The organism is Pseudomonas sp. C8002 (assembly GCF_013385765.1).
GTDB lineage: Bacteria > Pseudomonadota > Gammaproteobacteria > Pseudomonadales > Pseudomonadaceae > Aquipseudomonas.
The window spans coordinates 119,639-143,636 of the sequence record NZ_JACAPJ010000029.1 but is presented as its reverse complement, the minus strand read 5'-3'; the positions used below and the strand labels follow the sequence as shown (position 1 = coordinate 143,636).

The window sequence follows — 23,998 nt, the reverse complement described above, 5'->3', positions numbered from 1 at the left end:
CACCGGGGTAATTTTGACCATACCTACCTCACATCCGTTGAAAAGATAAAAAAATCAGGAATGTCCGGTGGTCCGGTGCATATACCCTAAGCGTGTTAAATTTTTTAATAAACTAACTTTTAGGAATATGCATAGAAGGTCTGTCACCCCGGTTCACAAGGCGAGCCGGGGCGACGGGGTTGGTAGGCCAGCGGGGCCCTGGCGGGGCTGGTCGGGGCCTGGGGAGCGAGCGCGGCGATGCGCAGGATGCGGGCTGGCGCCCAGCTTGAATTGTTGCCGACCCGGTCGAGAATGCAGTAGGTCACTTCGAGGCGATGGTCGTCCCCAGCCTCGACAATGATGGCCGACGGCACCCACACCTGCACCGCCTTGCCCACATCGCCAGCCTGGATGCTCGGCAGGTCCAGGCGCACGTCACCCCAGCGCAGGGTGATCTCGTCATCGGTCGCCATGTTCAGGTACGGCTCGATGGTCAGGGGCACGCCACGGCGGATCTGGCTGCTGTTGACGCCATGGCGACGGATGGTCTCGGGCAGGCTGACGGCGGCCAGGTTCTGGTTTTCATCAAGGCTCAGTGCCGGGGGCATGCCGCCGGGGTAGTCGGTCTTGACCTGCACCCGGGTGATGGCCGAGCGCGCCGGGCCGTGGCCGACCTGCATGACCCGGTAATGAATCCGTGCCGGGCCATTTTGCACAAAGCTCTCCGGCACTCGCAGGCTGGTGGGCATGCCGATCTTGCCGGCGGTGATGCGCCGGGAGGCGGCAAAGCAGTTGTTCCAGAACAACTCGATCAGGTCGCCCTCGTCCATGCCGCAGTAAGGCGCGATATCGACCTGCAGGTTTGTCGCAGCGAGGGCATTGATGCCTTCTCGATGGGCCTGGGGCAAGGTCGGGGCAGTGAGCAGCGCCTGGGTGGAAACACGCTTCATAAATAATCTCCTTGGTGCAGCCAGCAGCAATCGTTCCGGACATCAGGCGCGGGCAGGCGACGTAGTCCGAAAGAAACGATTTAATAAAAAACCAGAATGGATCCAATCCTCTGGGCGTTAGATAAGAGGCTTGGTTAGTTGGCGTCAAGAGGCTGGGCGGGGCAAACAGGGGGTTATGGAATATTCAGAAGGGTCTTACTGGGAGGGCGCTGCAAGTGCGTGCTTCAGGGTGACTTTTACCCAATGAATAAAGGGTGTTTCCCCAAAAACACTAAAGAGGCGAGTTGCCTTTCGGCAACTCTATAAAGCGAAGCTTCTTACAATGAATCGGCGCAAGTTAGTTGTTGATGAACTTGCTGAGAAACTGCCGGGTACGTTCTTCTTTCGGGTTGGCAAACAGCGCCTTGGCTTCGCCTTGTTCAACAATGACGCCCTTGTCGAAGAAGATCACCCGGTTGGCCACATCCCGGGCGAAACTCATTTCGTGGGTCACGATGACCATGGTGCGGTTTTCTTCCGCGAGGCTGCGAATGGTCGCCAGTACTTCGCCTACCAGCTCCGGGTCCAGGGCCGAAGTCGGCTCATCGAACAGGATCACCTCCGGCTCCATCGCCAGGGCCCGGGCAATGGCCACCCGTTGCTGCTGCCCACCGGAGAGGCGGCGTGGGTAGGCGTCTTCCTTGCCTGCCAGGCCGACCCGGGCCAATAGCTTGCGGCCCAGGGCATCTGCGGCGGCCCGGGGCATCTTCTTGACCACGATCGGGCCTTCGATGACGTTCTCCAGGGCCGTGCGGTGCGGGAACAGGTTGAAGTTCTGGAACACAAAGCCCACGTGCTGGCGCAGGCGCCGCACCAGGCTTTGCTGTTGGTTGAGCGGGCGGCTGCTGTCGATCTCGATGTCACCGACCTTGATTCGGCCACTGGTGGGTTCTTCGAGGAAATTCAGGCAGCGCAGCAAGGTGGTCTTGCCGGAACCGCTGGGGCCGATGATGGCGACGACTTCGCCTTCCTTGACCTCAAGGTCGATCCCGTTAAGCACCACCTGACCCTTGAATTGTTTGGTCAGTTTTTCAACCACGATCATGCTTCAAGACTCCAGGTCATGCCGGTTGACTCGTGCTTCCAGGCGGTTTTGCACGTGCGCCAGGACGCTGGCAAGAATCCAGTAGATCAAGGCGGCGGACAGATACATGGTGAAAATTTCGAAGGTACGGGCCGAGACCAATTGCGCCTGGCGGAACAGCTCCGGCACCTGGATGGTGGCGGCCAGGGCAGTGTCCTTGACCAGGGAAATAAAGCTGTTGCCCAGCGGCGGCAAGGCCGTGCGCATGGCCTGCGGCAGGATGGCCCGGCGCAGGGTCTGCGCACGGGTCATGCCGATACTGGCCGCAGCTTCCCACTGGCCGCGCTCGATGGAACCGATGGCGGCACGCAGGATTTCACAGGCATAAGCAGCCATGTTCAGCGAGAAGCCGATCATGGCCGCCGGGATCGGATCCAGCTCGATGCCCACTTGCGGCAAGCCGTAGTAGATCAGGAACAGCTGTACCAGCAAGGGCGTGCCGCGAAAGAACGACACGTAGACGCGGGCGGTCCAGCTCAACAGCTTGAAGCGCGACAGGCGCATCAAGGCCAGGCCGAAGCCCAGCAGCAAGCCGAAAAACATCCCGCCGAGGCTAAGGATGACCGTGAAGTACGCGCCCTTGAGCAGAAAGGGCGCGGAGTCCAGCGCGAGTTGGAAACCTGCTTCCATTATTGAGTAACGTCAGCGTTGAAGTACTTCTCGGACAGCTTCTTCAAGGTACCGTCGGCGCGCAGTTCGTCCAGAGCCTTGTTCACCGCGGCCAGCAGTTCAGGCTCGCCTTTGCGCAGGGCAATACCGGCTTCCTGACGGGAGAACGCAGCACCTGCAGCGGCGGTGTCCTTGGCTTTCTTGGCGTATTCCAGCGCGGCGAGGCGGTCGATCAGGATGGCGTCGACACGGCCGATGCGCAGGTCCTGGAACTTGGTTGGGTCATCGTTGTAGGTTTTGACGATGGCTTTCGGTTGGTTTTCCTTGAGCCATTGTTCGTAGTTGGTGCCCAGGCCCACACCGATTTTCTTGCCGGCCAGGTCGTCGGCGGTCTTGATGGTGTCGACGTTCTTCGCCAGGGTCAGCGCCTGGATCCCGGAGACGGTGTAAGGCTTGGAGAAGTCATACTTTTCCTTGCGCGCATCGGAGATGGTCACCTGGTTGACGACCGCGTCCAGGCGCTTGGATTCCAGGGCGGCGAGGATGCCATCCCACGGCGTGGCTTGCAGCTTGACCTTGACGCCCAGCTTCTTGGCCAGCGCTTCGGACAACTCGACCTCGAAACCGCTGAGCTTGCCGCTTTCATCGACGAAGCTGAACGGCGGGTAGGTGCCTTCCAGGCCAATCTTGATTTCGCCGGCTTTCTTGATGTTGTCCAACTGCTCGCCGGCAACTGCCTGACCGAGCCACCCGGCGCCAAGCGCCAGCCCCAATGTGCCAACCAGTAACGTGCGACGGAATACGGAAATAGTCATGAAGAGCCCCTGTGTTTTTTATGTTGAGCGATGCAGGTGACGCGGTAGTCGTATCCTGCCTTAAAAGCGCCGTGTGTGGGAGCCGGGCTTGCCCGCGATTGCATCAACTCGGTGTTTTGGATCTGCCCAGTCATGCGTATCGCCATCAAGCTCGCCTACGGCGCGACTATAAAGCCGGTTTTTAAGACTTGAAAATAATATAAAATCAGATTGATATTTCTTTATGGAATATCAAAAGCTCGAATCATAAGCAAACAACGCCGGTGCGCCACCCGTGTGCAGGAAGATGATCGGCCCCTCTTCAAAGCGCTGGCGTCCAATGCCATCCAGCAACCCGGCCATGGCCTTGCCCGTGTAGACCGGGTCCAGCAGCAGGCCTTCCTGGCTCGCTACCAGCTTGATCGCCGCCAGCGTGCCGGCACTCGGCTCGCCATAACGGGGGGCGAAGTACTCGTCCCACAGGATCACCTTGAACGCGTCCGGCAGCGGCACGCCGAGCAGTTCGGCGGTACGTTCGGCCAGGCCCTGCACCTTGGGGCGCTGGGCTTCGTCGGTACGGGACACCGTGATGCCAATCACTTGCAGGTCGGGCAGCACTTCGGCCAGCGCCAGGGCCAGGCCGCTGTGGGTGCCGGCGCTGCCGGAGGCCAGGACCACGGTGGAGAACGGGATGCCGCTGTCTTCAATCTGCCCGGCCAGTTCCAGCCCGGCGCGCACGTAACCCAGGGCGCCGAGGGCGTTGGAGCCGCCGATGGGCACCAGGTACGGCTTCTTGCCGTTGCTGCGCAGGCGGTCGGCGAGGGCGTTGAGCTGGTCGTCGACGTTGTCCAGGTTCTCCACCAACTCGACCTTGGCGTCGAACAGCTCCAGCAACAGGCGGTTGCCGTTGGCCAGGTAGTTGGGGTCTTCGGTGCCCGTCGGGTTTTCCAGCAGGGCAACGCAGCCCAGGCCCAGCTTGGCGGCCAGCGCAGCGGTCTGGCGTACATGGTTGGACTGGATCGCGCCGGCGGTCACCAGGGTGTCGGCACCCTGGGCCAGCGCATCGGCGGCAAGGTATTCGAGTTTGCGCAGCTTGTTGCCGCCCATCGCCAGCGGCGTGGTGTCGTCGCGTTTGACGTAGACGTCACGCCCCAGCCAGGCCGACAGCCGCTCGAGTTTTTCCAGGGCGGTGGCGCCGCCCAGCAGTTCCAGACGGTTAAAGCGGTCGAGCTGTTGTTTGATCATGGCTACGCACGGGTGGTCAGAGATGCTGGGACTATAGGCAGGCACTTTTGCGTCGGCAACCGCCAATCGCTTATGTCGACGGGTTATTAGCATTGCACTATTGGTTCTTAAGGACGCTCAGGTTCCTTGCCGTAAAGTGATGGGCATTTCGTCAGGAGTGAAGACCGTGAGTGAGCGTTCCAGTCATTGGCAATTACAGACCATCGTCAGCCAGCTGCGCAGCGCCCGGGACCAGTGGCGCACCCGCAACGGCCGGGTCAGCGGCGAGCAGGGCGGGCGCGAGCTGCCTTCACGGGAAGCCGTGGCGCAGATTCTCGAGGCGTTGTGTGGTGCGCTGTTCCCCATGCGTCTGGGGCCGGTGGACCTGCGTGAAGAAAGTGAAGACTTCTACGTCGGCCACACCCTGGATGTGGCGCTGAATGCATTGCTCGCCCAGGCGCGCCTGGAGCTGCGATATGCCGCGCGGCAAGGTGGCGAGGATGACAGTGAAGTCGACGCCCATGCCATCCACCTGATCCAGGATTTCGCCCTGGCGTTGCCAGGCTTGCGCAGCCTGTTGGACACCGACGTGCTCGCCGCCTACCACGGCGACCCGGCGGCGCGCAGCGTGGATGAAGTGCTGTTGTGCTACCCGGGGATTTTGGCGGTCATTCACCATCGCCTGGCGCACCACTTGTATCGGGCAGGCTTGCCGTTGCTGGCGCGCATCAGTGCGGAAATCGCGCATTCGGCGACCGGGATTGATATTCACCCGGGCGCGCAGATCGGCCCGAGCTTCTTTATCGACCACGGGACGGGTGTGGTGATTGGCGAGACGGCGATCATCGGCGAGCGGGTACGGATCTACCAGGCCGTGACATTGGGCGCCAAGCGTTTCCCGGCGGATGAGGATGGGCAATTGCAGAAAGGCCATCCGCGGCATCCGATTGTCGAGGATGACGTGGTGATCTACGCCGGGGCGACGATCCTGGGGCGGATTACCATCGGCAAGGGCTCGACCATTGGCGGCAATGTGTGGCTGACGCGCAGTGTGCCGGCGGGGGCGAACCTGACCCAGGCGAATCTGCAGCATGATGATGGGACGCAGAAATAGAGCAGCGCCCTCTCTAACGATCACACAGATCCAATGTGGGAGCGGGCTTGCTCGCGAATGCGGTGTATCAGTCGCCAGAAGTGTTGGCTGACACGCCGCATTCGCGAGCAAGCCCGCTCCCACATTTTGTCTGCATTCCAAATTTGAACCGCACTACCCAAATTCGAGCCGTATTTCACTCAGCAATCGCTGAACGTTTCGTCATCCTCAGACGTCATACCTTTCCTTGAGCTAGTGTAGGAAACACCTACCACTCGGCCCTGCGATTAGTCCTCAAACCCCTATCCATGTTTAACTTGACTGTTCGTTCAAGTTAAATCGGTGGTTCGCTGCCCGCTCACAACAGGAGGCTTACCTTTGCTGAGTCCGTTTTTTACAGCCACATCCCACATCCTTGAGGTGCGCCCTACATGAGTGCATCGTCCACACCTTCCAGCGGTCTGGTCCGCATGAACCCGCCGGTGTTTTACTTCGCCGCGAGCTTCATCCTGCTGTTCGGCCTGACCGTCATCGCGATTCCCGAACAAGCCGGCGCCTGGCTGCTGGCCGCACAAAACTGGGCGGCCAACACGGTCGGCTGGTACTACATGCTGGCGATGACCCTGTATCTGGTCTTCGTGGTGGTCACCGCGTTATCGGGCTACGGCAAGATCAAACTCGGTGCCGACCACGACGAGCCCGAATTCAGTTACCTGTCCTGGGCCGGCATGCTGTTCGCCGCCGGGATCAGCATCACGCTGTTTTTCTTCTGCGTGTCCGAACCCCTGACTCACCTGGTGCAACCGCCCCAGGGCGAGGCCCTGAACGGTGACGCCGCGCGCCAGGCCATGCAGATCCTGTTTCTGCACTGGGGCCTGCATGGCTGGGGCGTGTTCGCCTTCGTCGGCATGGCCCTGGCGTACTTCGCCTACCGGCATAACCTGCCGCTGGCGTTGCGCTCGGCGCTGTATCCGCTGATCGGCAAGCGCATCAACGGCCCCATCGGTTATGCGGTGGACGGCTTCGGCATCATCGCCACGGTGTTCGGCCTCGGCGCCGACATGGGCTTTGGCGTGTTGCACCTCAACTCCGGGCTCGATTACCTGTTCGGCGTGGCCCACACCCAGTGGATCCAGGTCGGCCTCATCACCTTGATGATGGGCGCGGCGATCCTGGTGGCGGTCTCCGGCGTCGACAAGGGCGTGCGGGTGATGTCCGACATCAACATGCTGCTGGCCTGTGCGCTGCTGCTGTTCGTGTTGTTCGCCGGCCCTACCCAACACTTGCTCAACACCCTGATCCAGAACATCGGCGACTACCTCGGCGCCTTGCCGACCAAGAGTTTCGACCTCTACGCCTACGACAAACCGAGCGACTGGCTGGGCGGCTGGACCGTGTTCTATTGGGCCTGGTGGATCGCATGGTCGCCGTTCGTAGGCCTGTTTATCGCGCGCATTTCCCGCGGTCGTACCATCCGTGAATTCGTGTTCGGCGTGCTGTTGATCCCGCTGGGCTTCACCCTGGCGTGGATGTCGATCTTCGGCAACAGCGCCATCGACCAGGTGCTCAACCACGGCCTCACGGCGCTGGGACAGTCGGCCATTGATGACCCGTCGATGAGCCTCTACCTGCTGCTGGAAACCTACCCGTGGAGCAAGACCGTTATCGCGGTCACGGTGTTTATCAGCTTCGTGTTCTTCGTCACCTCGGCCGACTCCGGCACGGTGGTGCTCTCGACCTTGTCGGCCAAAGGCGGCAACGCCGATGAAGACGGGCCGAAGTGGCTGCGGGTGTTCTGGGGCGCGATGACCGCGTTGGTGACCAGCGCGCTGCTGTTTGCCGGCAGCATCGACTCGCTCAAGTCGGCCGTGGTCCTGACCTCGCTACCGTTCTCGATGATCCTGCTGCTGATGATGTGGGGGCTGCACAAGGCGTTCTACCTTGAGTCGCAGAAGCAGATTGCGCAGATGCATTCCCTCGCGCCGGTATCGGGCTCACGCAAGGGCACCGGCGGTTGGCGCCAGCGCCTGAGCCAGGCGGTGCACTTCCCGTCACGGGATGAGGTGTACCGTTTCCTCGAGACCACGGTGCGTCCGGCCATCGAAGAAGTGACGGCGGTGTTTGTCGAAAAAGGCCTCAACGTGGTCACCCAGCCTGACCCGGCCAACGACAGCGTCAGCCTGGAGATCGGCCACGGCGAGCAGCACCCGTTTGTGTATCAGGTGCAGATGCGCGGCTATTTCACCCCGTCATTCGCACGGGGCGGCATGGGTTCCAAGCAGCTCAACAACCGCCGCTACTACCGGGCGGAAGTGCACTTGAGCGAGGGCAGTCAGGACTACGATCTGGTGGGCTACACCAAGGAGCAGATCATCAACGACATCCTCGACCAGTACGAACGGCACATGCAGTTCCTGCACCTGGTTCGTTAAGGCTCAGGCCCTGATAAACAGGGCCAGTGCCACCAACGGCGCACCGAATACCCCGCTGCCGATCACCAGCTCCGAGACCAGGGGCTGGCCGGCAGTGACCACACCTACCGCGCCGTTCACCACCGACACCACCAGCCAGATCCCGACAAAGCTGTAGGCCAGAATGTGCCGGCTGACGCCCAGCTTTTGGCCGATGAACAGCATCAGCGCGAGGAGGATCAGGCCGGCGGTGATGACGAGGGCGGTGTGCATATCTGAAGTCTCCTGATACCCGCTGATTTTCCGTGAACAGCAAACCTGTGGCGAGGGAGCTTGCTCCCGCTGGGCTGCACAGCGGCCCCAAAAAAGATGGGAGCGCTGCGCACTCCAGCGGGAGCAAGCTCCCTCGCCACAATATTAGTGCGTCGTAGAGTGAGTGCTGCGTGGCCTTCAGACCAAACCACCATTGGCCCGCAGGATTTGCCCGTTCACCCAACCACCGGCCGGGCTCACCAGGAACGCCACCACGCGGGCGATATCTTCCGGTTGGCCCAGGCGTTCCAGGGGTGCCATCTTGGCCAGGCCCTGGATCTGCTCTTCGCTTTTGCCATGCAGGAACAGTTCGGTCGCCACCGGGCCCGGGGCAACGGCGTTGACGGTGATGCGCCGGCCGCGCATTTCCTTGGCGAACACCTGGGTCAGGGATTCCACCGCCGCCTTGCTGGCGATGTACACCGCATAACCGGGGAAGTTGAGGCCGACGGTGCTGCTGGAGAAATTGACGATGCGCCCGCCGTCGTTCAGGCGGGTGGCGGCTTCACGCAGGGCGTTGAAGGTGCCGCGGGTATGGATGTCGAAGTTCTGGTTGTAGAGCTCATCGCTGTGTTGGGCCAGCGGCAGCACCTTGAGGATCCCGGCGTTGTTGATCAGCACATCAACCTTGCCCAGCTGGGCTTCGGTCTCGTCGAACAGGCGCTTGACGTCGGCGGCGCTGGCCACGTCGCCCTGGATCGCTATGGCTTGGTGGCCGGCCTGGCGCAACTCCACTACCAGCCTTGACGCTTCGGTGGCGCTGTTGGCGTAGTTGATGGCGACGGCATAACCGTCGGCGGCCAGTTGTCTGGCAACCACGGCGCCGATGCCGCGTGAGGCGCCGGTAACGATAGCAACTTGGGTAGTCATGATTTGGTTTCCTTGGGGCAGTGGTTGGGTGTGGAAGCAGATTCACATGTTTACCCAGGCCGATAAATGCGCCAGAGTTGCCTTGACTGTTCAAGAATCACCAACAATGGAGACGCGCCGTGGACCAGGTCAAAGCGATGAAAGTGTTCGTGAGGATTTACGAACGCAGCAGCTTCACGCTGGCGGCCGATGACCTGAACCTGCCGCGCGCCACCCTGACCCACACCCTCAACCAGTTCGAGGCCTGGCTCGGCACGCGCCTGCTGGAACGCAGCACCCGCCGCGTCCGCCCCACGCTGGATGGCGAGGCCTATTACCTGCGCTGTGTGCAACTGCTGGCGGAGCTGGAAGAGGCGGAACTGGCCTTCCGTTCGGTGGCCCCCAAGGGCCGCCTGCGGGTGGATTTGCACGGCACCCTGGCCAAGTACTTCGTGATTCCGGCGCTGCCGCAATTCATGGCGCGCTACCCGGAAATCGAGCTGTCCATCAGCGAGGCGGACCGCTTCGTCGACCTGATCGCCGAAGGCGTGGATTGTGTGCTGCGGGCGGGCACCCTGGGGGATTCGGCATTGATCGGTCGCCGGGTTGCGACGCTGCGCCAGGTGACCTGCGCGAGCCCGGCCTACCTGCGCAAATACGGCGAGCCGAAGCGCCTCGCCGACCTGGGCGAGCACCGTGCGGTGAACTATGTTTCACGCACCACCGCGAAGCTGTTCCCCTTCGAATTCATGGTCGACGGCCAGGTGCAGGAAGTGACGATCGAGGGGGCACTGTCGGTGTTCGGCGCAGAGATTTATTCCGCCAGCGCAGTCGCCGGACTGGGCATTATCCAGTGCCCGCACTACCGCATCGCCGAGCTGATCAACCAGGGCGTGATGCAGGAAATCCTCATTGATACACCACCGCCGCCCATGCCGGTTTCGGTGCTCTACCCGCAAAACCGACACATGTCGCCGAGGGTGCGAGTGTTCGTCGATTGGCTCGCCGAAATCTTCGCCACTGCCCGCTAACCCGCGTCTTTACTGGGTTTCTTAAATTTAATTTCATCCGGGTAAAGGGTGTTTTGACTCCGAACTGTCACATGGCCATCGCCTAATTGTGTGAAGCGTTTGACGCTTTCATTTCAGAACAGTGACGGAGACCGGTACCAATGAAGACGTTATTAAGCCCCATGGTGGGTGCCGCCATGGCGAGCTTTATGCTGTCCGCCCACGCCGATTTTATCGATGACAGCCACGCCGACGTGACCCTGCTCAACCGCTACCTCAACCAGCAGGGGCGCGATGTGGTGAACAGCAATAACAAGGCCCACAGCATCCGTGATTGGGGCCAGGGTTTTGAGTTCAATTTCAAGTCCGGCTACACCGATGGGCCGGTGGGCTTTGGCCTGGACCTGCAGGCGTTCTACGGTTTGAAACTGGACTCCGGCGGCGACCTCAATGACAAGGATCACCAGGGCCGCTACCCCGGCAGCATGTTCCCGCTGGATAACGGCAAGTCGGCCGACCAGTTCGGCGTGCTCAGCCCGACCTTCAAGATGCGCTTCGCCCAGGATGAATTGCGCGTCGGTACGCTGTACGGCAACAACCCGGTGCTGGCCAACACCGACGGCCGCCTGTACCAGCAGACCAACACCGGCGTGCAGTTGGTTTCCAAGGACTTGACCGACTTCACCTTTACCGCCGGTGACATCCTCAAGACCAAGATCCGCAACGAAACCGGCGACCAGGGCATGATCACCGCCGGCGGCACCAAAGAGAGCGATCGCTTCCTCTACGGCGGCGCGGACTACAAAGGTTTGCCGGACACCACCGTCAGCCTGTGGTACTCCAACCTTGAGGATTACTACCAGCAGTTCTTCCTCGGTGCCAAGCGTCATGACGCCTTGCCTGTCGGCGCGATCGACACCGACGTGCGCCTGTACCGCAGCCTGGGTGTGGGTGAAAACGCCGCGGGCGACAAAGACTATTCCGCTGCGGGTCTCTACGGCGATGGCACCTCCAAGGGCCGCATCAACCAGTCCACCGTCAGCCTGTTGGAAAGCTACAGCCTGGACGGCCATACCGTCGGCCTGGGCATCCAGAAAAACAGCGGCGACAGCGACTTCCCGTACCTGGATTCCGGCCTGAACAGCGGTGCCAGCAACCAGGGCCCGGGCTCGGGCGCCGACACCCCGGCACTCACCAACATGCAACTGAACAAATTCCAGCATGCCGGCGAGCGCACCTGGCTGGCGCAGTACAAATATGACTTCGGCAAACTCGGCCTTAACGGCCTGACCTTCGCCACGTCCTACGCACACGGTGATGACATCCGCACCACCCAAGGCACTACCAGTGAATGGGAACGTAACGTCACCGTGGCTTACCAGGTGCCCACCGGCACCCTCAAAGGCCTGGGCGTGACCTGGCGAAATGCCCACGCCAGCCCGGATATCACCGGTGCCACGGTGCAAGATGAAAACCGCTTCTATGTAAGCTACGTCGTTCCACTCTGGTAGGACTTTGCTGTAAAAGGGATAGGCAGACTTAAGCGATTCAGCTGCTTAAAAGGCCCGGGAATATGCTTATTCCCGGGCCTTATTTGCCCCAAGTCCAAGAGAGGATTCGATGACTTACATTGCTGCCGAAAACCGCTATGAATCTATTCCTTACCGCCGCGTAGGTCGCAGCGGACTGGTGCTGCCGGCACTGTCCCTGGGGCTGTGGCACAACTTTGGCGACAGCACCCCGATCGATACCCAGCGCGCCTTGCTGCGCACCGCGTTCGACCTGGGTATCAACCACTTCGACCTGGCCAACAACTACGGCCCTCCATACGGCAGCGCCGAGATCAACTTCGGTCGTTTGCTGCGGGAAGACTTCAAGCATTACCGCGATGAACTGATCATCTCCAGCAAGGCGGGCTGGGACATGTGGCCGGGCCCTTATGGCCAGGGCGGCGGTTCGCGCAAGTACGTGCTGGCGAGCCTCGACCAGAGCCTGCAACGCCTGGGCGTCGACTATGTGGACATCTTCTACTCCCACCGTTTTGATGCCGACACCCCGCTGGAAGAAACCGCCAGCGCACTGGCCACCGCCGTGCAACAGGGCAAGGCGTTGTACATCGGGATCTCGTCCTACTCCGGCGTGAAAACCCGGGAAATTGCGGCGCTGCTCCAGGAGTGGAAAGTCCCGCTGCTGATCCACCAGCCGGCCTACAACCTGCTCAACCGCTGGGTGGAAAAAGACCTGCTGGACGTCACCGAGGAGCTCGGTGCCGGGGTGATTGCCTTTACGCCGTTGGCCCAGGGGCTGCTGACTGACAAATACCTCAACGGCGTACCGGCGGATGCGCGGGTCAATCGCCCGGGTGGTGGTTCGTTGCAGGCCAAGCATTTGTCCGAGGCCAACATCGCCCACGCCCGCGCGCTGAATGAAATTGCCAAGCGTCGCGGCCAGAGCCTGGCGCAGATGGCGCTGGCATGGACGTTGCGTGATCCACGGGTCACCAGTGCCCTGATCGGTGCAAGCCGGCCGGAGCAGATCATTGAAAACGTCGGGGCGTTGCAGAATTTGAGCTTCAGCGCGCAAGAGCTGGCGGAGATTGATCGGTTTGCCCAGGAAGGCGGGATTAATTTGTGGGAGAAGCCGTCTACGGCTGAATAAGCAGTAGAGCCCGATTCCGGCATCAACCTCTACCCAATGTGGGAGCGGGCTTGCTCGCGAAAGCGGAGTGTCAGTCACTGGATATGTCGACTGATTCACCGCTTTCGCGAGCAAGCCCGCTCCCACATTTGATTTGTGGTGTGCCTGCTAGAACGGCACATCTCCAAGAATCGTCGCCCGATGCATAACCCGCCGCTGCGGCCGGTAATCATCCACCGCGTAATGCTGGGTCACGCGGTTATCCCAGAACGCCACGTCATTTTCCTGCCAACGCCAGCGAATGGTGAATTCCGGCCGTGTTGCATGGGCAAACAGCAGCTTCAACACCGCGTCGCTTTCCGCCGGCTCCAGTTCGTTGATCTTGCTGGTGAACCCCTCGCTGACGAACAGCGACTTACGCCCGCTCACCGGGTGCGTTCGAATCACCGGGTGAGACAGCGGCGGGTTCTTGCGCCGGGCTTCTTCCCAGCGCGCCAAATCTTCCGGCGTGTTGCCATAACGCTCCAGCGGGAAGGAGCGGGTGAAGTCATGGGTTGCCGTCAAACCGTCCAACAGTTTCTTGAACGGCTCGGACAGCGCCTCATACGCGGCAATCCCGCTGGCCCACAACGTATCGCCACCAAACTCCGGCAGCAGCTTGGCGCTCAGTACCGCACCGAGGGCCGGGGTGGGCAGGAAGGTCACGTCGGTGTGCCAGATGGCGTTGTCGCGCACGTCGGTCACGGCGGTGTCGAGGATCAGCACTTCAGGCTGCTCCGGCACGTTGGGGTAGATCGGGTGAATGTGCAGGTCGCCGAAATTCGCCGCGAACCGCGCCTGTTGCTGCGGGTTGATCGGCTGGTTGCGGAAGAACAGTACCGAATGCTTGAGCAGCGCCTGTTCGATGGCGTCGCGGTCTTCAATGTTCAGCGGTTGGGTGATGTCGACGCCACTGATCTGGGCGCCAAGGGCGGTGCTGAGAGGTGTTACGGTCAGGCTGCTCATGGGATTCTCGTCGAAAATTTTTCAGTGTGCCTGGCCATGCCACGGCACCAGTTTGCGCTGCAGGGCACGCAAGCCCATTTCCATGGCGAAGGCGATCAGCGCGATCACCAGAATCCCCAGCACCACCACGTCGGTGACCAGGAATTGCGCGGCGGACTGCACCATGAAGCCCAGGCCGCTGGTGGCCGCGATCAATTCTGCGGCTACCAGGGTCGACCAACCCACGCCCAGGCCAATCCGCACGCCGGTGAGGATGTCGGGCAGGGCGCTCGGCAGGATCACATGGCGAATCAGTTGTGCCCGGGTAGCGCCCAACGACTGCGCAGCGCGCAGTTTGGCCGGGTCGACGGTACGTACGCCGGTGGCGGTCGCGATGGCGATCGGCGCAAAAATCGCCAGGTAGATCAGCAGTACTTTGGACAGCTCGCCGATGCCGCACCAGATCACGATCAGCGGCAGGTAGGCCAGTGGTGGAATCGGCCGGTAGAACTCGATCAGCGGGTCGAGAATGCCCCGGGCGATGCGGTTGGAACCGATGGCAATCCCCACCGGTACGGCGGTCAGCACGGCAAAGCCGAGGCCCAGGCCGATGCGCTTGAGGCTCGCGCCCAGGTGCTGCCACAGGGTGGAATCCATGTAGCCGGTGGTCGCCAGCAGCCAGCCTTTTTGCAGCACGGCCGAAGGCGGTGGCAGGAACAGCGGCTCGATCAGCCCGCTGGCGGTCACGGCCCACCAGATGGCAACCAGGGTCACCAGGGTCAGCACGCTGATCCAGCGGGTGCTCAGGCTGCGGCGTACGGGCACGACGGGTTTGCTCGCCGGCTTGGTGGCCGTGGCCGGTAATTCGTAACTGCTCATGCGGACACCTGCCGTTGGGAGAACACCTTGCCCAGCACGTGTTCGCGGGTTTCGATAAAGCGCGGGTCGGACTTGATCGCGCGTGCCGACTCGCCGGCGGCGTAGCGCTGGCCGAAGTCCAGGCTCAGGCGCTCGACGATCTGGCCGGGGTTGGGCGCCAGCAGAATCAAATCCGTGGCGAGGAACACCGCTTCTTCGATGTCGTGGGTAATCAGGAATACCGGTTTGGCCGTGCGCCGCCAGACTTGCAGCAACAGCTCCTGCATCTGTTCGCGGGTGAAGGCATCAAGGGCGCCGAAGGGTTCGTCCATCAGCAGTACGCGGGGGTCGGCAGCCAATGCACGGGCCAGGCCGACACGTTGCTTCTGGCCACCGGAGAGTTGCCAGATACGACGGCTGTCGAAACCGGCGAGGTCCACCAGGGCGAGCATTTCCCGGGCGCGGATTTCCCGCTGGTCCTTGGGCACGCCTGCCAACTCCAGGCCGAAGCCGACGTTGGCCAGCACGTCCTGCCAGGGCAGCAGGGCGTCGTCCTGGAACACGACGCCGCGTTCGGCGCTCGGTCCTTTTACCGGCACACCGTCAAGGGTGATGCGCCCGGCGCTGGGTTCGACAAAGCCGGCAATCAGGTTCAACAGCGAAGTCTTGCCACTGCCGGAAGGGCCGAGGGCCACCAGTAATTGCTGGGGCCCAAGGCTCAGGGAAATATCTGCCAGTACTGGCTCCGGGCTGCCTGGGTACTGTGCGCTGATGCGCTCCAGTTGTAGCAAGGCCATCGCGGTTAACTCCTGGTATCAGTTAGTGATGAACTTCGGGCTGACGTACGGGGCGTAGTCCGGCAGTACGGCGTCGACCTTGCCTTGTTCCTTGAGGAACGCGGCGGTATCGGTGACAGCCTTGGTGGTCGGTGCGCCGAGCAGGGTGACCTGGTCAGCCGCCAGCGGGTAGACGTTGCCTTGCAGCAGCAGCGGAATGTCGCTGGCCTTGGCCCCGGAGAGCTTCACCAGTTTGTCGACGTTGCCTTTGTCAGCCAGCCAGGCTTGTGGGTCTTTGCGGTAAGCGGCATAGGCATCCAGGGTGACCTTGGCAAAAGCCGTGACGATTTCCGGGTGCTTCTCGGCGAAATCCTTACGCACGATCCAGGCATCGAAGGTCGGCGCGCCGAACTTGGCCAGTTCGCCGGAGGTGATCAGCACCTTGCCGTTTTCCTTGGCTACGCCAAGCGCTGGGTCCCACACGTAGGTGGCGTCGATATCACCACGTTTCCAGGCGGCGATGATGGCCGGCGGGGCGAGGTTGAGGATGGTCACTTTGGACGGGTCGATGTTCCAGTGCTTCAACGCGGCCAGCAGGCTGTAGTGGCCGGTGGAAACGAACGGCACGGCGACTTTCTTGCCGATCAGGTCCTGCGGGCTGTTGATCCCGGAACCGTTGCGGGCCACCAGGGCCTCGGCCCCGCCGATCTGGGTGGCGATCAGGAAGGTTTCCACCGGAACCTTGCGGGTCACGGCAGCGGTCAGCGGGCTGGAACCGAGGTAGCCGATCTGCACGTCGCCGGAGGCGATGGCGGCGATGATGTCGGCACCGTTGTCGAATTTGCGCCAGTCGATCTTGGCGTTGGTGGCTTTTTCGTACGCGCCGTCGGCCTGGGCGACTTTCGCCGGGTCAACGGTGGTCTGGTAAGCGATGGTCACGTCGGCGGCCTGGGCAAACAGGCTGGCACCGGCCAGGGACAACGCCGCCAAGAGGCGAAGGGGGAAGTGCAGTTTCAAGGGGGAAGTCCTCATCAGGCGGCCGGAGGTCGGCGTGTGAGAAGACTAAATGATCTAAGAATCCGAAAATAAATAACATTTTCGAATTAGCTTATGAGGAGAAACTCGCGCGCCAGGCTAGAAGGCGCGTAGGTCAAATGTGGGAGCGGGCTTGCTCGCGAAAGCGGTGAATCAGTCACCGAATACATCGACTGATACAACGCTTTCGCGAGCAAGCCCGCTCCCACAGGGGTCTGTGTCAGGCTTTTAGTTGCTGATAGCGAGGATGCTCGCCTGGTACGACCCGACAAACACGTCAAAATCACCCACTTCGTTCTGCTCAAGCTCCGCCTGCTGCGCCAGCGAACTGCGCGCCAGCTCCTCAAAGCGTGCCTGTTCCTCAGCCTTCAACGGCTCGCTGCGGAAGTACTCCGCATGCACCTGGCTCTGATGCAGCGAGAACTGCGCAAAGCTCTCTTTACGCTCGCTCATCGCCGCCAGCACCTGGGCCGACGGGGTCAGGGACGAATCCTTGACCTTCGCCAGCTGCGCGTCCAGCGCCTGGCTGTGTTCATTGATGCCCTGGCTCTGGTCCAGCATCGCCGCCAGCGGAGCAATCTGCTCCAGCAGCTCTGCCGCCCATTCCTTCATGTCCACCGATTCGCCACGGCGCTGCAATTGCAGGCCCGGACGGCGGCCTTCCTTGACCACGCTGAGGAAGTTGGAGGTGGCGTTGCCGCACTCATTGTCGGCGAACAGCGGGCTGTCATTCAGCGCGCAATACAGCAGGAACGCATCGAGGAAGCGCGACTCTTGCAAGTCGATGCCCATCGGCAGGAACGGGTTGATGTCCAGGCAGCGCACTTCAATGTACTGGATGCCACGGGCCATCAGCGCCTGGATCGGCCGTTCGCCGGTGTAGGTCACGCGCTTGGGCCGGATGTTGGAGTAGTACTCGTTTTCGATCTGCAGGATGTTGGTGTTGAGCTGAACCCACTCACCGTCCTTATGGGTGCCGACTTCGACGTACGGTGCGTAGGGTGTTGCCACAGCTTCGCGCAAGCTGTCGGTGTAGCTCGCCAGGTCGTTGTAGCACGGCGTCAGGCCGGCCTGGGCGTTGCTCTGGTAACCCAGGTCGCTCATGCGCAGGCTGGTGGCGTACGGCAGGTACAGGGTGTCGGCGTCCAGCACTTCGAGCTGGTGCGAACGACCGCGCAGGAAACCCGCGTCCAGGGCCGGCGAGGCGCCGAACAGGTACATCAGCAGCCAGCTGTAGCGGCGGAAGTTACGGATCAGCGCGATATAGGCCGTGGACTGGTAATCCCGGTCGGTGCCCACAAAGCCTTCGGCTTCCTTGAGCAACGGCCAGAGGTCTTCCGGCAGGGAAAAGTTGTAGTGGATCCCGGCGATGCACTGCATGGTCTTGCCGTACCGCAGGGCCAGGCCCTTGCGATACACGTACTTGAGCTGTCCGATGTTGGAGGTGCCGTAGTAGGCAATCGGAATATCTTCCTCGGCCGGCAACGGGCACGGCATCGATGGACTCCACAGGTACTCGCTGCCGAGCTTGCTGTAGGCAAAACGGTGGATCTTGTCGAGGCTGCTCAGGGTATCGGCCGGGTTGGGCAACGCCGGCGTGATGAATTCAAGCAGCGACTCGGAATAGTCGGTGGTGATCTGTTCGTGGGTCAGTGCAGCGCCCAGGGCCTCGGGATGCGGCGTTTGTGCCAGTCGGCCTTCACCGGTGACGCGCAGGCATTCGCGCTCGATGCCGTGCAGGCATTGCTCGAGCAAAGAGAGGTGTTCGTGCTTGCCGAGCAGGGCCAGGCGGCGGTTGAGAAGTTCGCTCAAGTTGGATTCCTTCACGCGTCAGTCGCCCCAATATGGGGGTGGTCAGGACGGTCTACAAGGGTGAAGTGGAAACTGGCGTTATCGCCTGGTTTTTGAGCCGGATTGACCCACTCTGAAAGAGCCGCCCTCGTCCCTGAATCTGGCCATCGCGCACGAGGAAAAGTTCGGCGCAACTTTCGAAGCGCCGAAATTAACTCAAATCGATGACAGGGAGCTATAGGACAGCGAAGGTGCCTTGTGCTTTTGCGACCAGTTTTTCGTCCTGGTACACGTCCGCCTCGACCACCAGCGTGCGCCGACCCGGGTGAATCACTCGGGCGGTGCACAGCACATCGCCGTCGGAAACGGCGCGGATGTAGTTGATCTTGCATTCGATGGTCGCGCTCTGCTGGTCGAAACCATGGGAGCTGGAACACGCCAGCCCCATGGCAATGTCCACCAGGCTGAAGATCGCCCCGCCATGGAGCTTGCCAGCGCGGTTGCGCAACTGCGGTTCCAGGGTCAAGGCCACCTCGGCAACACCGGTTTCCAGGCGCTGCAGGCGGCAGCCAATGAGTTCGCTGAACGCGCTGTGGGTCAAGCCGGCTGGCAGTTCCATTAACGTTTCTTCAGTTGTTTGGCGTTGGCGAACAGCGAAGCCATGGCGTTGTTGGCCGGGGCTGGCGCAGCGGTTTCCTTGCGGGGGGCGGCGCCTTGGGACTGGCGTGGCGCCGAGCCCGGGCGTGCGCCGCGGGCACCGTCGATTTTCTCGCCCGGGGTGTCGCTCATGCGCATCGACAGGCCGACGCGTTTGCGCGGGATGTCGACTTCCATGACCTTGACCTTAACCACATCACCGGCTTTCACCGCTTCACGCGGGTCCTTGATGAACTTCTCCGAAAGCGCAGAGATGTGCACCAAACCGTCCTGATGCACGCCGATATCCACAAACGCGCCGAAGTTGGTCACGTTGGTCACCACGCCTTCGAGGATCATCCCCAGTTGCAGGTCCTTGAGGTCTTCGACGCCTTCCTGGAATTCGGCGGTCTTGAACTCGGGACGCGGGTCGCGGCCAGGTTTTTCCAGCTCTTGCAGGATGTCGGTGATGGTCGGCACGCCGAAGGTTTCGTCGGTGTACTTCTTCGGGTCGAGGCGCTTGAGGAACGCGGCGTCGCCGATCAGCGAGCGGATGTCGCGGTCGGTTTCAGCGGCAATGCGTTGTACCAGCGGGTAGGCTTCCGGGTGGACAGCCGAGGAATCCAGCGGGTTGTCACCGTTCATGACGCGCAGGAAGCCGGCGGCTTGTTCGAAGGTTTTTTCGCCAAGGCGTGCGACTTTTTTCAGCGCTGCACGGGTCTTGAACGCACCGTTTTCGTCGCGGTGGGTCACGATGTTCTGCGCCAGGGTGGCGTTGAGGCCGGAGATGCGGGCCAGCAGCGCAACCGAAGCGGTGTTTACGTCCACGCCCACGGCGTTCACGCAGTCTTCAACCACGGCGTCCAGGCCGCGAGCCAGTTTCAGCTGCGACACGTCGTGCTGGTACTGGCCGACGCCGATGGATTTCGGGTCGATCTTCACCAGCTCGGCCAGTGGGTCCTGCAGGCGGCGAGCGATGGACACTGCGCCACGGATCGACACGTCGAGGTCCGGGAATTCCTTGGAAGCCAGTTCAGACGCGGAGTACACCGAAGCGCCGGCCTCGGAGACCATCACCTTGGTCATCTGCATGCCTGGGTATTTTTTGATCAGCTCGGCGGCCAGCTTGTCGGTTTCACGGCTGGCGGTGCCGTTGCCGATGGCAATCAGGTCCACCGAGTGCTTGGCGCACAGGGCGGCCAGGATGGCGATGGTCTGGTCCCACTTGTTGTGCGGCACGTGGGGGTAAACCGTGGCGTGATCCAGCAGCTTGCCGGTGGCGTCGACCACGGCAACCTTGCAGCCGGTGCGCAGGCCCGGGTCGAGGCCCAGGGTCGCGCGTGGGCCGGCGGGTGCGGCCAGCAGCAGGTCGTGCAGGTTGTGGGCGAATACGCTGATGGCTTCGGTTTCGGCGCCGTCGCGCAACTCGCCCAGCAGGTCGGTTTCCAGGTGGGTGTAGAGCTTGACCTTCCAGGTCCAGCGCACGACTTCACTGAGCCACTTGTCCGCAGGACGATTCTGATTCTGGATGCCGAACTGTTGACCGATCATGCCTTCGCACGGGTGCATGGTGCCTGGCAGCTCGTCGCCGACTTTCAGCGCGGAGCTCAGGATGCCTTCGTTGCGGCCGCGGAAAATCGCCAGTGCACGGTGGGACGGCATGCTTTTCAGCGGCTCGTCGTGTTCGAAGTAATCGCGGAACTTGGCGCCTTCCTCTTCCTTGCCGGCGATCACGCGGGCACTGAGGGTGGCTTCCTGTTTCAGGTAGTTGCGCAGTTTTTCCAGCAGGTTGGCGTCTTCGGCGAAGCGCTCCATGAGGATGTACTTGGCGCCTTCGAGGGCGGCCTTGACGTCGGCCACGCCTTTTTCGGCATCGACAAAGCGTGCAGCTTCGGTTTCCGGGGCCAGGGACGGGTCATTGAACAGACCGTCGGCCAGCTCGCCGAGGCCCGCTTCCAGGGCGATCTGGCCCTTGGTGCGGCGCTTCTGCTTGTACGGCAGGTACAAGTCTTCGAGGCGGGTCTTGGTGTCGGCGAGCTTGATGTCGCGTTCCAGCTGCGGGGTCAGCTTGCCTTGCTCTTCGATGCTGGCGAGGATGCTGATACGCCGTTCGTCGAGTTCTCGCAGGTAGCGCAGGCGCTCTTCCAGATGCCGCAACTGGATATCATCGAGGCTGCCGGTGACTTCTTTACGGTAACGGGCGATGAAGGGCACTGTGGAGCCTTCATCCAGTAGAGCGACGGCCGCTTCGACCTGTTGTGGGCGTACGCCGAGTTCCTCGGCGATGCGGCTGTTGATGCTGTCCATAAAACCACCTGAAATTCTGAAAGCAGGCTCGCAGGCCCGGAAAACAAGGCTCGCGAGGCTGGTTGAGCGGCCCGTCTGGCGCCGCTGCCTGGGTCAAGAGGCAGCCTATTGACCCTCGAAATCGAAAAAATCACTACAAGCGGGTGAAAAAAATCCCCTGGCAGTAAACGGTAACGAACTGACGTTGCCCTGCACAAAGGCGCCGCATTATAACCAGCGTTCTGCCCTTGGGGGGATTGCCGCCAAGGTTGTAGGGCGCGGGTTCGCTGGCGGTAGAGGAAAAATCTGCTAACAATGCACACGGTGCGTATAACGGCAGCTACGCCATAATGCGCGCCGAGATAAGAGGAGCATCTAATGAGCAGCACTGCACAAACTGCTGAAGGCGAAAAAATTCTCATCGTTGATGACGATCCGGGGCTGAGCAGCCTGCTGGAGCGTTTCTTCAACTCCAAGGGCTACCGTGCCCGCGCGGTGCCAAACACCGAACAGATGGACCGCCTGTTGGGACGTGAAGTCTTCAACCTGGTGGTGCTGGACCTGATGCTGCCCGGCGAAGACGGCCTGACCGCCTGCAAACGCCTGCGCGGCGCCAACAATCAGATCCCGATCATCATGCTGACCGCCAAGGGCGATGAGCTGAGCCGCATCAAGGGCCTGGAACTGGGCGCCGACGATTACCTGGCCAAGCCGTTCAATCCGGACGAGCTGATGGCACGTGTCAAGGCCGTACTGCGTCGCCAGGCCGCCCCGGTACCGGGTGCCCCAGGCAGCGAAGACGAAAGCGTGACCTTCGGTGACTACGAGCTGTCGCTGGCCACCCGTGAGCTCAAGCGTGGCGATGAAGTGCACATGCTGACCACCGGCGAATTCGCCGTGCTCAAGGCACTGGTGATGAACGCTCGCCAGCCGCTGACCCGCGACAAGCTGATGAACCTGGCCCGTGGCCGCGAGTGGGACGCCCTCGAGCGCTCCATCGACGTACAGATCTCCCGTCTGCGCCGGATGATCGAACCCGATCCATCCAAGCCGCGTTATATCCAGACGGTGTGGGGTGTGGGTTACGTGTTTGTGCCGGATGGCACTGCAACCAAGTGACCGATGATTTGCAGAGGCGGGCGTGCCGGTGATGACTCGATAAGAGTCAGCCGGTTGCCCGGCATTTGCAATTCTGCGAGCTTGGCTCGCTCCTGCAAGGTGTCCAGCTGTCTTTTATGAAAACCCCGTTGTGGTTCCCGCAGAGTTTCTTCTCACGCACCCTTTGGCTGGTGCTCATCGTCGTACTGTTTTCCAAGGCCCTGACACTGGTTTATCTGTTGATGAACGAAGACGTGCTGGTGGACCGGCAGTACAGCCACGGTGTCGCGCTGACCTTGCGTGCCTATTGGGCCGCAGACCCCGAGAACCGCGAGAAGATCGCCAAGGCCGCTACCCTGGTCCGGGTCGCGGGCGCGGGCGTGCCCGAGGGCGAGCAACATTGGCCCTACAGCGAAATCTACCAGCGCCAGATGCAGGCCGAACTGGGTGAAGACACCGAGGTGCGGCTGCGCATGCATGTGTCGCCGGCGCTGTGGGTACGAGCGCCGAGCCTGGGGGAGGACTGGCTGAAAGTGCCGCTGTATCCGCATCCCTTGCGGGGGCAGAAGATCTGGAACGTGCTGGGCTGGTTCCTGGCGATTGGCTTGCTTTCCACCGCGTCTGCCTGGATTTTCGTGCGCCAGCTCAACCAGCCGCTCAAGCGCCTGGTGTTTGCCGCACGCCAGCTGGGCCAGGGCCGCAGTGTGCGCCTGCCCATCAGCGATACGCCGAGTGAAATGACCGAGGTGTACAGCGCGTTCAACCAGATGGCCGAGGATGTCGAACAGGCGGGGCGCGAGCGCGAGCTGATGCTGGCGGGGGTGTCCCATGACCTGCGCACGCCGCTGACGCGTCTGCGGCTTTCCCTGGAACTGATGGGTAACCACACCGACCTTACCGACGACATGGTTCGAGACATCGAGGACATGGACGCGATTCTCGACCAGTTCCTGGCGTTTATCCGCGATGGCCGGGACGAGGTGGTGGAAGAGGTCGACCTGACGGACCTGGTACGTGAGGTGGTGGCGCCCTACAACCAGAATGGCGAGCAGGTGCGGATGCGCCTGGAACCGATCCAGCCGTTCGCGTTGCGTCGGGTTTCGATGAAGCGCCTGCTGAATAACCTGATTGGTAACGCGCTGCATCACGCTGGTTCCGATGTGGAAGTAGCAGCCTACGTTTCCGGGGATACCAGTGCGCCTTACGTGGTGCTGAGTGTCATGGACCGTGGTGCCGGCATCGATCCGGCGGAACTGGAAGGTATCTTCAACCCGTTCACCCGCGGCGACCGTGCCCGGGGTGGCAAAGGCACGGGCCTGGGGCTGGCGATTGTGCGGCGGATTGCTTCGATGCATGGCGGCAATGTCGAATTGCGCAACCGGCCGGATGGCGGCCTGGAAGCGCGAGTGCGCTTGCCGTTGGGGCTGATGTTGCCCAGGGACGCGGTCTAAATGTGGGAGCGGGCTTGCTCGCGAAGGCGGTGGGTCAGTCCATAGAAATGTCGACTGATCCACTGCCTTCGCGAGCAAGCCCGCTCCCACAC

General features: G+C 61.7%; 21 protein-coding genes. 7 read left to right on the top strand and 14 right to left on the bottom strand.

What is annotated here, in order from left to right:
- Positions 1-143: 143 nt before the first annotated feature.
- The 5 genes from HX814_RS26570 to HX814_RS26550 all read right to left on the bottom strand — a co-directional run bounded on the left by HX814_RS26570 (position 144) and on the right by HX814_RS26550 (position 4,700).
- Positions 144-929 carry a hypothetical protein gene (locus HX814_RS26570; protein ID WP_177009303.1) on the bottom strand — a complete coding sequence of 262 codons (786 nt, stop codon included), beginning with the start codon at positions 927-929 and terminating at the stop codon, positions 144-146.
- Between the two features lie 337 nt (positions 930-1,266).
- Positions 1,267-2,013 carry an L-cystine ABC transporter ATP-binding protein TcyN gene (tcyN, locus tag HX814_RS26565; RefSeq protein WP_134325540.1) on the bottom strand — a complete coding sequence of 249 codons (747 nt, stop codon included), beginning with the start codon at positions 2,011-2,013 and terminating at the stop codon, positions 1,267-1,269.
- 3 nt (positions 2,014-2,016) lie between these two features.
- Positions 2,017-2,682 carry a cystine ABC transporter permease gene (gene tcyL / locus HX814_RS26560; protein ID WP_003211857.1) on the bottom strand — a complete coding sequence of 222 codons (666 nt, stop codon included), beginning with the start codon at positions 2,680-2,682 and terminating at the stop codon, positions 2,017-2,019.
- Positions 2,682-3,476 carry a cystine ABC transporter substrate-binding protein gene (tcyJ, locus tag HX814_RS26555; protein ID WP_003211859.1) on the bottom strand — a complete coding sequence of 265 codons (795 nt, stop codon included), beginning with the start codon at positions 3,474-3,476 and terminating at the stop codon, positions 2,682-2,684. Before tcyJ ends, tcyL begins: the two co-directional genes overlap by 1 nt.
- A 231-nt stretch (positions 3,477-3,707) precedes the next feature.
- Entirely contained in the window at positions 3,708-4,700 is a 993-nt protein-coding gene (locus HX814_RS26550; RefSeq protein WP_003211860.1) for a D-cysteine desulfhydrase, read from the bottom strand.
- A gap of 166 nt (positions 4,701-4,866) precedes the next feature.
- On the opposite strand from HX814_RS26550, the gene epsC reads away from it, so the two are divergent.
- Complete coding sequence (epsC, locus tag HX814_RS26545; RefSeq protein ID WP_008435810.1) at positions 4,867-5,793, top strand: serine O-acetyltransferase EpsC; 927 nt, start codon at positions 4,867-4,869, stop codon at positions 5,791-5,793.
- 449 nt (positions 5,794-6,242) lie between these two features.
- Positions 6,243-8,204: a choline transporter BetT gene (gene betT, locus HX814_RS26540; RefSeq protein ID WP_003211865.1), complete on the top strand. Its 1,962-nt coding sequence runs from the start codon at positions 6,243-6,245 to the stop codon at positions 8,202-8,204.
- Between the two features lie 3 nt (positions 8,205-8,207).
- Here the strand turns inward: betT and HX814_RS26535 are convergent, their stop codons facing one another.
- Positions 8,208-8,456 carry a hypothetical protein gene (locus HX814_RS26535; protein WP_003211868.1) on the bottom strand — a complete coding sequence of 83 codons (249 nt, stop codon included), beginning with the start codon at positions 8,454-8,456 and terminating at the stop codon, positions 8,208-8,210.
- Between the two features lie 177 nt (positions 8,457-8,633).
- Positions 8,634-9,365, bottom strand: coding sequence for an SDR family oxidoreductase (locus HX814_RS26530; RefSeq protein ID WP_008435807.1), 732 nt, complete (start codon positions 9,363-9,365; stop codon positions 8,634-8,636).
- 119 nt (positions 9,366-9,484) lie between these two features.
- Between HX814_RS26530 and HX814_RS26525 the strand changes: the two genes are divergently transcribed.
- The 3 genes from HX814_RS26525 (at position 9,485) to mgrA (ending at position 13,012) form a co-directional block, all read left to right on the top strand.
- On the top strand, positions 9,485-10,375 hold the full coding sequence (locus tag HX814_RS26525) for a LysR family transcriptional regulator (RefSeq protein WP_087692729.1): 891 nt from the start codon (positions 9,485-9,487) through the stop codon (positions 10,373-10,375).
- Between the two features lie 161 nt (positions 10,376-10,536).
- Positions 10,537-11,865: an OprD family outer membrane porin gene (locus HX814_RS26520; RefSeq protein WP_080673292.1), complete on the top strand. Its 1,329-nt coding sequence runs from the start codon at positions 10,537-10,539 to the stop codon at positions 11,863-11,865.
- Positions 11,866-11,974: 109 nt separating this feature from the next.
- Complete coding sequence (gene mgrA / locus HX814_RS26515) at positions 11,975-13,012, top strand: L-glyceraldehyde 3-phosphate reductase (protein ID WP_003211877.1); 1,038 nt, start codon at positions 11,975-11,977, stop codon at positions 13,010-13,012.
- Positions 13,013-13,159: 147 nt separating this feature from the next.
- On the opposite strand, the gene tauD is transcribed toward mgrA, so the two are convergent.
- The 7 genes from tauD to HX814_RS26480 form a co-directional block, all read right to left on the bottom strand.
- Positions 13,160-13,996: a taurine dioxygenase gene (gene tauD / locus HX814_RS26510; protein WP_177009302.1), complete on the bottom strand. Its 837-nt coding sequence runs from the start codon at positions 13,994-13,996 to the stop codon at positions 13,160-13,162.
- A gap of 21 nt (positions 13,997-14,017) precedes the next feature.
- Entirely contained in the window at positions 14,018-14,854 is an 837-nt protein-coding gene (gene tauC / locus HX814_RS26505; protein WP_003213163.1) for a taurine ABC transporter permease TauC, read from the bottom strand.
- Positions 14,851-15,630 (bottom strand): taurine ABC transporter ATP-binding subunit, encoded by a 780-nt coding sequence (gene tauB, locus HX814_RS26500; protein ID WP_023659332.1) that lies wholly within the window; start codon positions 15,628-15,630, stop codon positions 14,851-14,853. The genes tauC and tauB overlap by 4 nt, the downstream gene beginning before the upstream one ends.
- A gap of 18 nt (positions 15,631-15,648) precedes the next feature.
- Entirely contained in the window at positions 15,649-16,626 is a 978-nt protein-coding gene (gene tauA, locus HX814_RS26495; protein WP_003213167.1) for a taurine ABC transporter substrate-binding protein, read from the bottom strand.
- A gap of 246 nt (positions 16,627-16,872) precedes the next feature.
- On the bottom strand, positions 16,873-18,456 hold the full coding sequence (gene gshA, locus HX814_RS26490; protein ID WP_008435798.1) for a glutamate--cysteine ligase: 1,584 nt from the start codon (positions 18,454-18,456) through the stop codon (positions 16,873-16,875).
- A 214-nt stretch (positions 18,457-18,670) separates the two neighbouring features.
- Positions 18,671-19,054: a PaaI family thioesterase gene (locus HX814_RS26485; protein WP_003213170.1), complete on the bottom strand. Its 384-nt coding sequence runs from the start codon at positions 19,052-19,054 to the stop codon at positions 18,671-18,673.
- Positions 19,054-21,378, bottom strand: a complete 2,325-nt coding sequence (locus HX814_RS26480) for a Tex family protein (RefSeq protein WP_102367889.1) — start codon at positions 21,376-21,378, stop codon at positions 19,054-19,056. Before HX814_RS26480 ends, HX814_RS26485 begins: the two co-directional genes overlap by 1 nt.
- A gap of 357 nt (positions 21,379-21,735) precedes the next feature.
- Between HX814_RS26480 and ompR the strand changes: the two genes are divergently transcribed.
- Entirely contained in the window at positions 21,736-22,476 is a 741-nt protein-coding gene (ompR, locus tag HX814_RS26475; RefSeq protein WP_003213175.1) for a two-component system response regulator OmpR, read from the top strand.
- Between the two features lie 116 nt (positions 22,477-22,592).
- The gene (locus tag HX814_RS26470) at positions 22,593-23,906 is read left to right on the top strand and encodes an ATP-binding protein (protein WP_003213176.1); all 1,314 of its coding nucleotides are present in this window, start codon (positions 22,593-22,595) and stop codon (positions 23,904-23,906) included.
- Positions 23,907-23,998 lie beyond the last annotated feature (92 nt).

What these genes read in the sequence shown, in the direction of transcription:
- HX814_RS26570 (WP_177009303.1), bottom strand. Translation starts at nt 929, where the DNA reads ATGAAGCGTGTTTCCACCCAGGCGCTGCTCACTGCCCCGACCTTGCCC.
- tcyN (WP_134325540.1), bottom strand. Translation starts at nt 2,013, where the DNA reads ATGATCGTGGTTGAAAAACTGACCAAACAATTCAAGGGTCAGGTGGTG.
- tcyL (WP_003211857.1), bottom strand. Translation starts at nt 2,682, where the DNA reads ATGGAAGCAGGTTTCCAACTCGCGCTGGACTCCGCGCCCTTTCTGCTC.
- tcyJ (WP_003211859.1), bottom strand. Translation starts at nt 3,476, where the DNA reads ATGACTATTTCCGTATTCCGTCGCACGTTACTGGTTGGCACATTGGGG.
- HX814_RS26550 (WP_003211860.1), bottom strand. Translation starts at nt 4,700, where the DNA reads ATGATCAAACAACAGCTCGACCGCTTTAACCGTCTGGAACTGCTGGGC.
- betT (WP_003211865.1), top strand. Translation starts at nt 6,243, where the DNA reads ATGAACCCGCCGGTGTTTTACTTCGCCGCGAGCTTCATCCTGCTGTTC.
- HX814_RS26535 (WP_003211868.1), bottom strand. Translation starts at nt 8,456, where the DNA reads ATGCACACCGCCCTCGTCATCACCGCCGGCCTGATCCTCCTCGCGCTG.
- HX814_RS26530 (WP_008435807.1), bottom strand. Translation starts at nt 9,365, where the DNA reads ATGACTACCCAAGTTGCTATCGTTACCGGCGCCTCACGCGGCATCGGC.
- HX814_RS26520 (WP_080673292.1), top strand. Translation starts at nt 10,537, where the DNA reads ATGGTGGGTGCCGCCATGGCGAGCTTTATGCTGTCCGCCCACGCCGAT.
- mgrA (WP_003211877.1), top strand. Translation starts at nt 11,975, where the DNA reads ATGACTTACATTGCTGCCGAAAACCGCTATGAATCTATTCCTTACCGC.
- tauD (WP_177009302.1), bottom strand. Translation starts at nt 13,996, where the DNA reads ATGAGCAGCCTGACCGTAACACCTCTCAGCACCGCCCTTGGCGCCCAG.
- tauC (WP_003213163.1), bottom strand. Translation starts at nt 14,854, where the DNA reads ATGAGCAGTTACGAATTACCGGCCACGGCCACCAAGCCGGCGAGCAAA.
- tauB (WP_023659332.1), bottom strand. Translation starts at nt 15,630, where the DNA reads ATGGCCTTGCTACAACTGGAGCGCATCAGCGCACAGTACCCAGGCAGC.
- HX814_RS26485 (WP_003213170.1), bottom strand. Translation starts at nt 19,054, where the DNA reads ATGGAACTGCCAGCCGGCTTGACCCACAGCGCGTTCAGCGAACTCATT.
- HX814_RS26480 (WP_102367889.1), bottom strand. Translation starts at nt 21,378, where the DNA reads ATGGACAGCATCAACAGCCGCATCGCCGAGGAACTCGGCGTACGCCCA.
- ompR (WP_003213175.1), top strand. Translation starts at nt 21,736, where the DNA reads ATGAGCAGCACTGCACAAACTGCTGAAGGCGAAAAAATTCTCATCGTT.
- HX814_RS26470 (WP_003213176.1), top strand. Translation starts at nt 22,593, where the DNA reads ATGAAAACCCCGTTGTGGTTCCCGCAGAGTTTCTTCTCACGCACCCTT.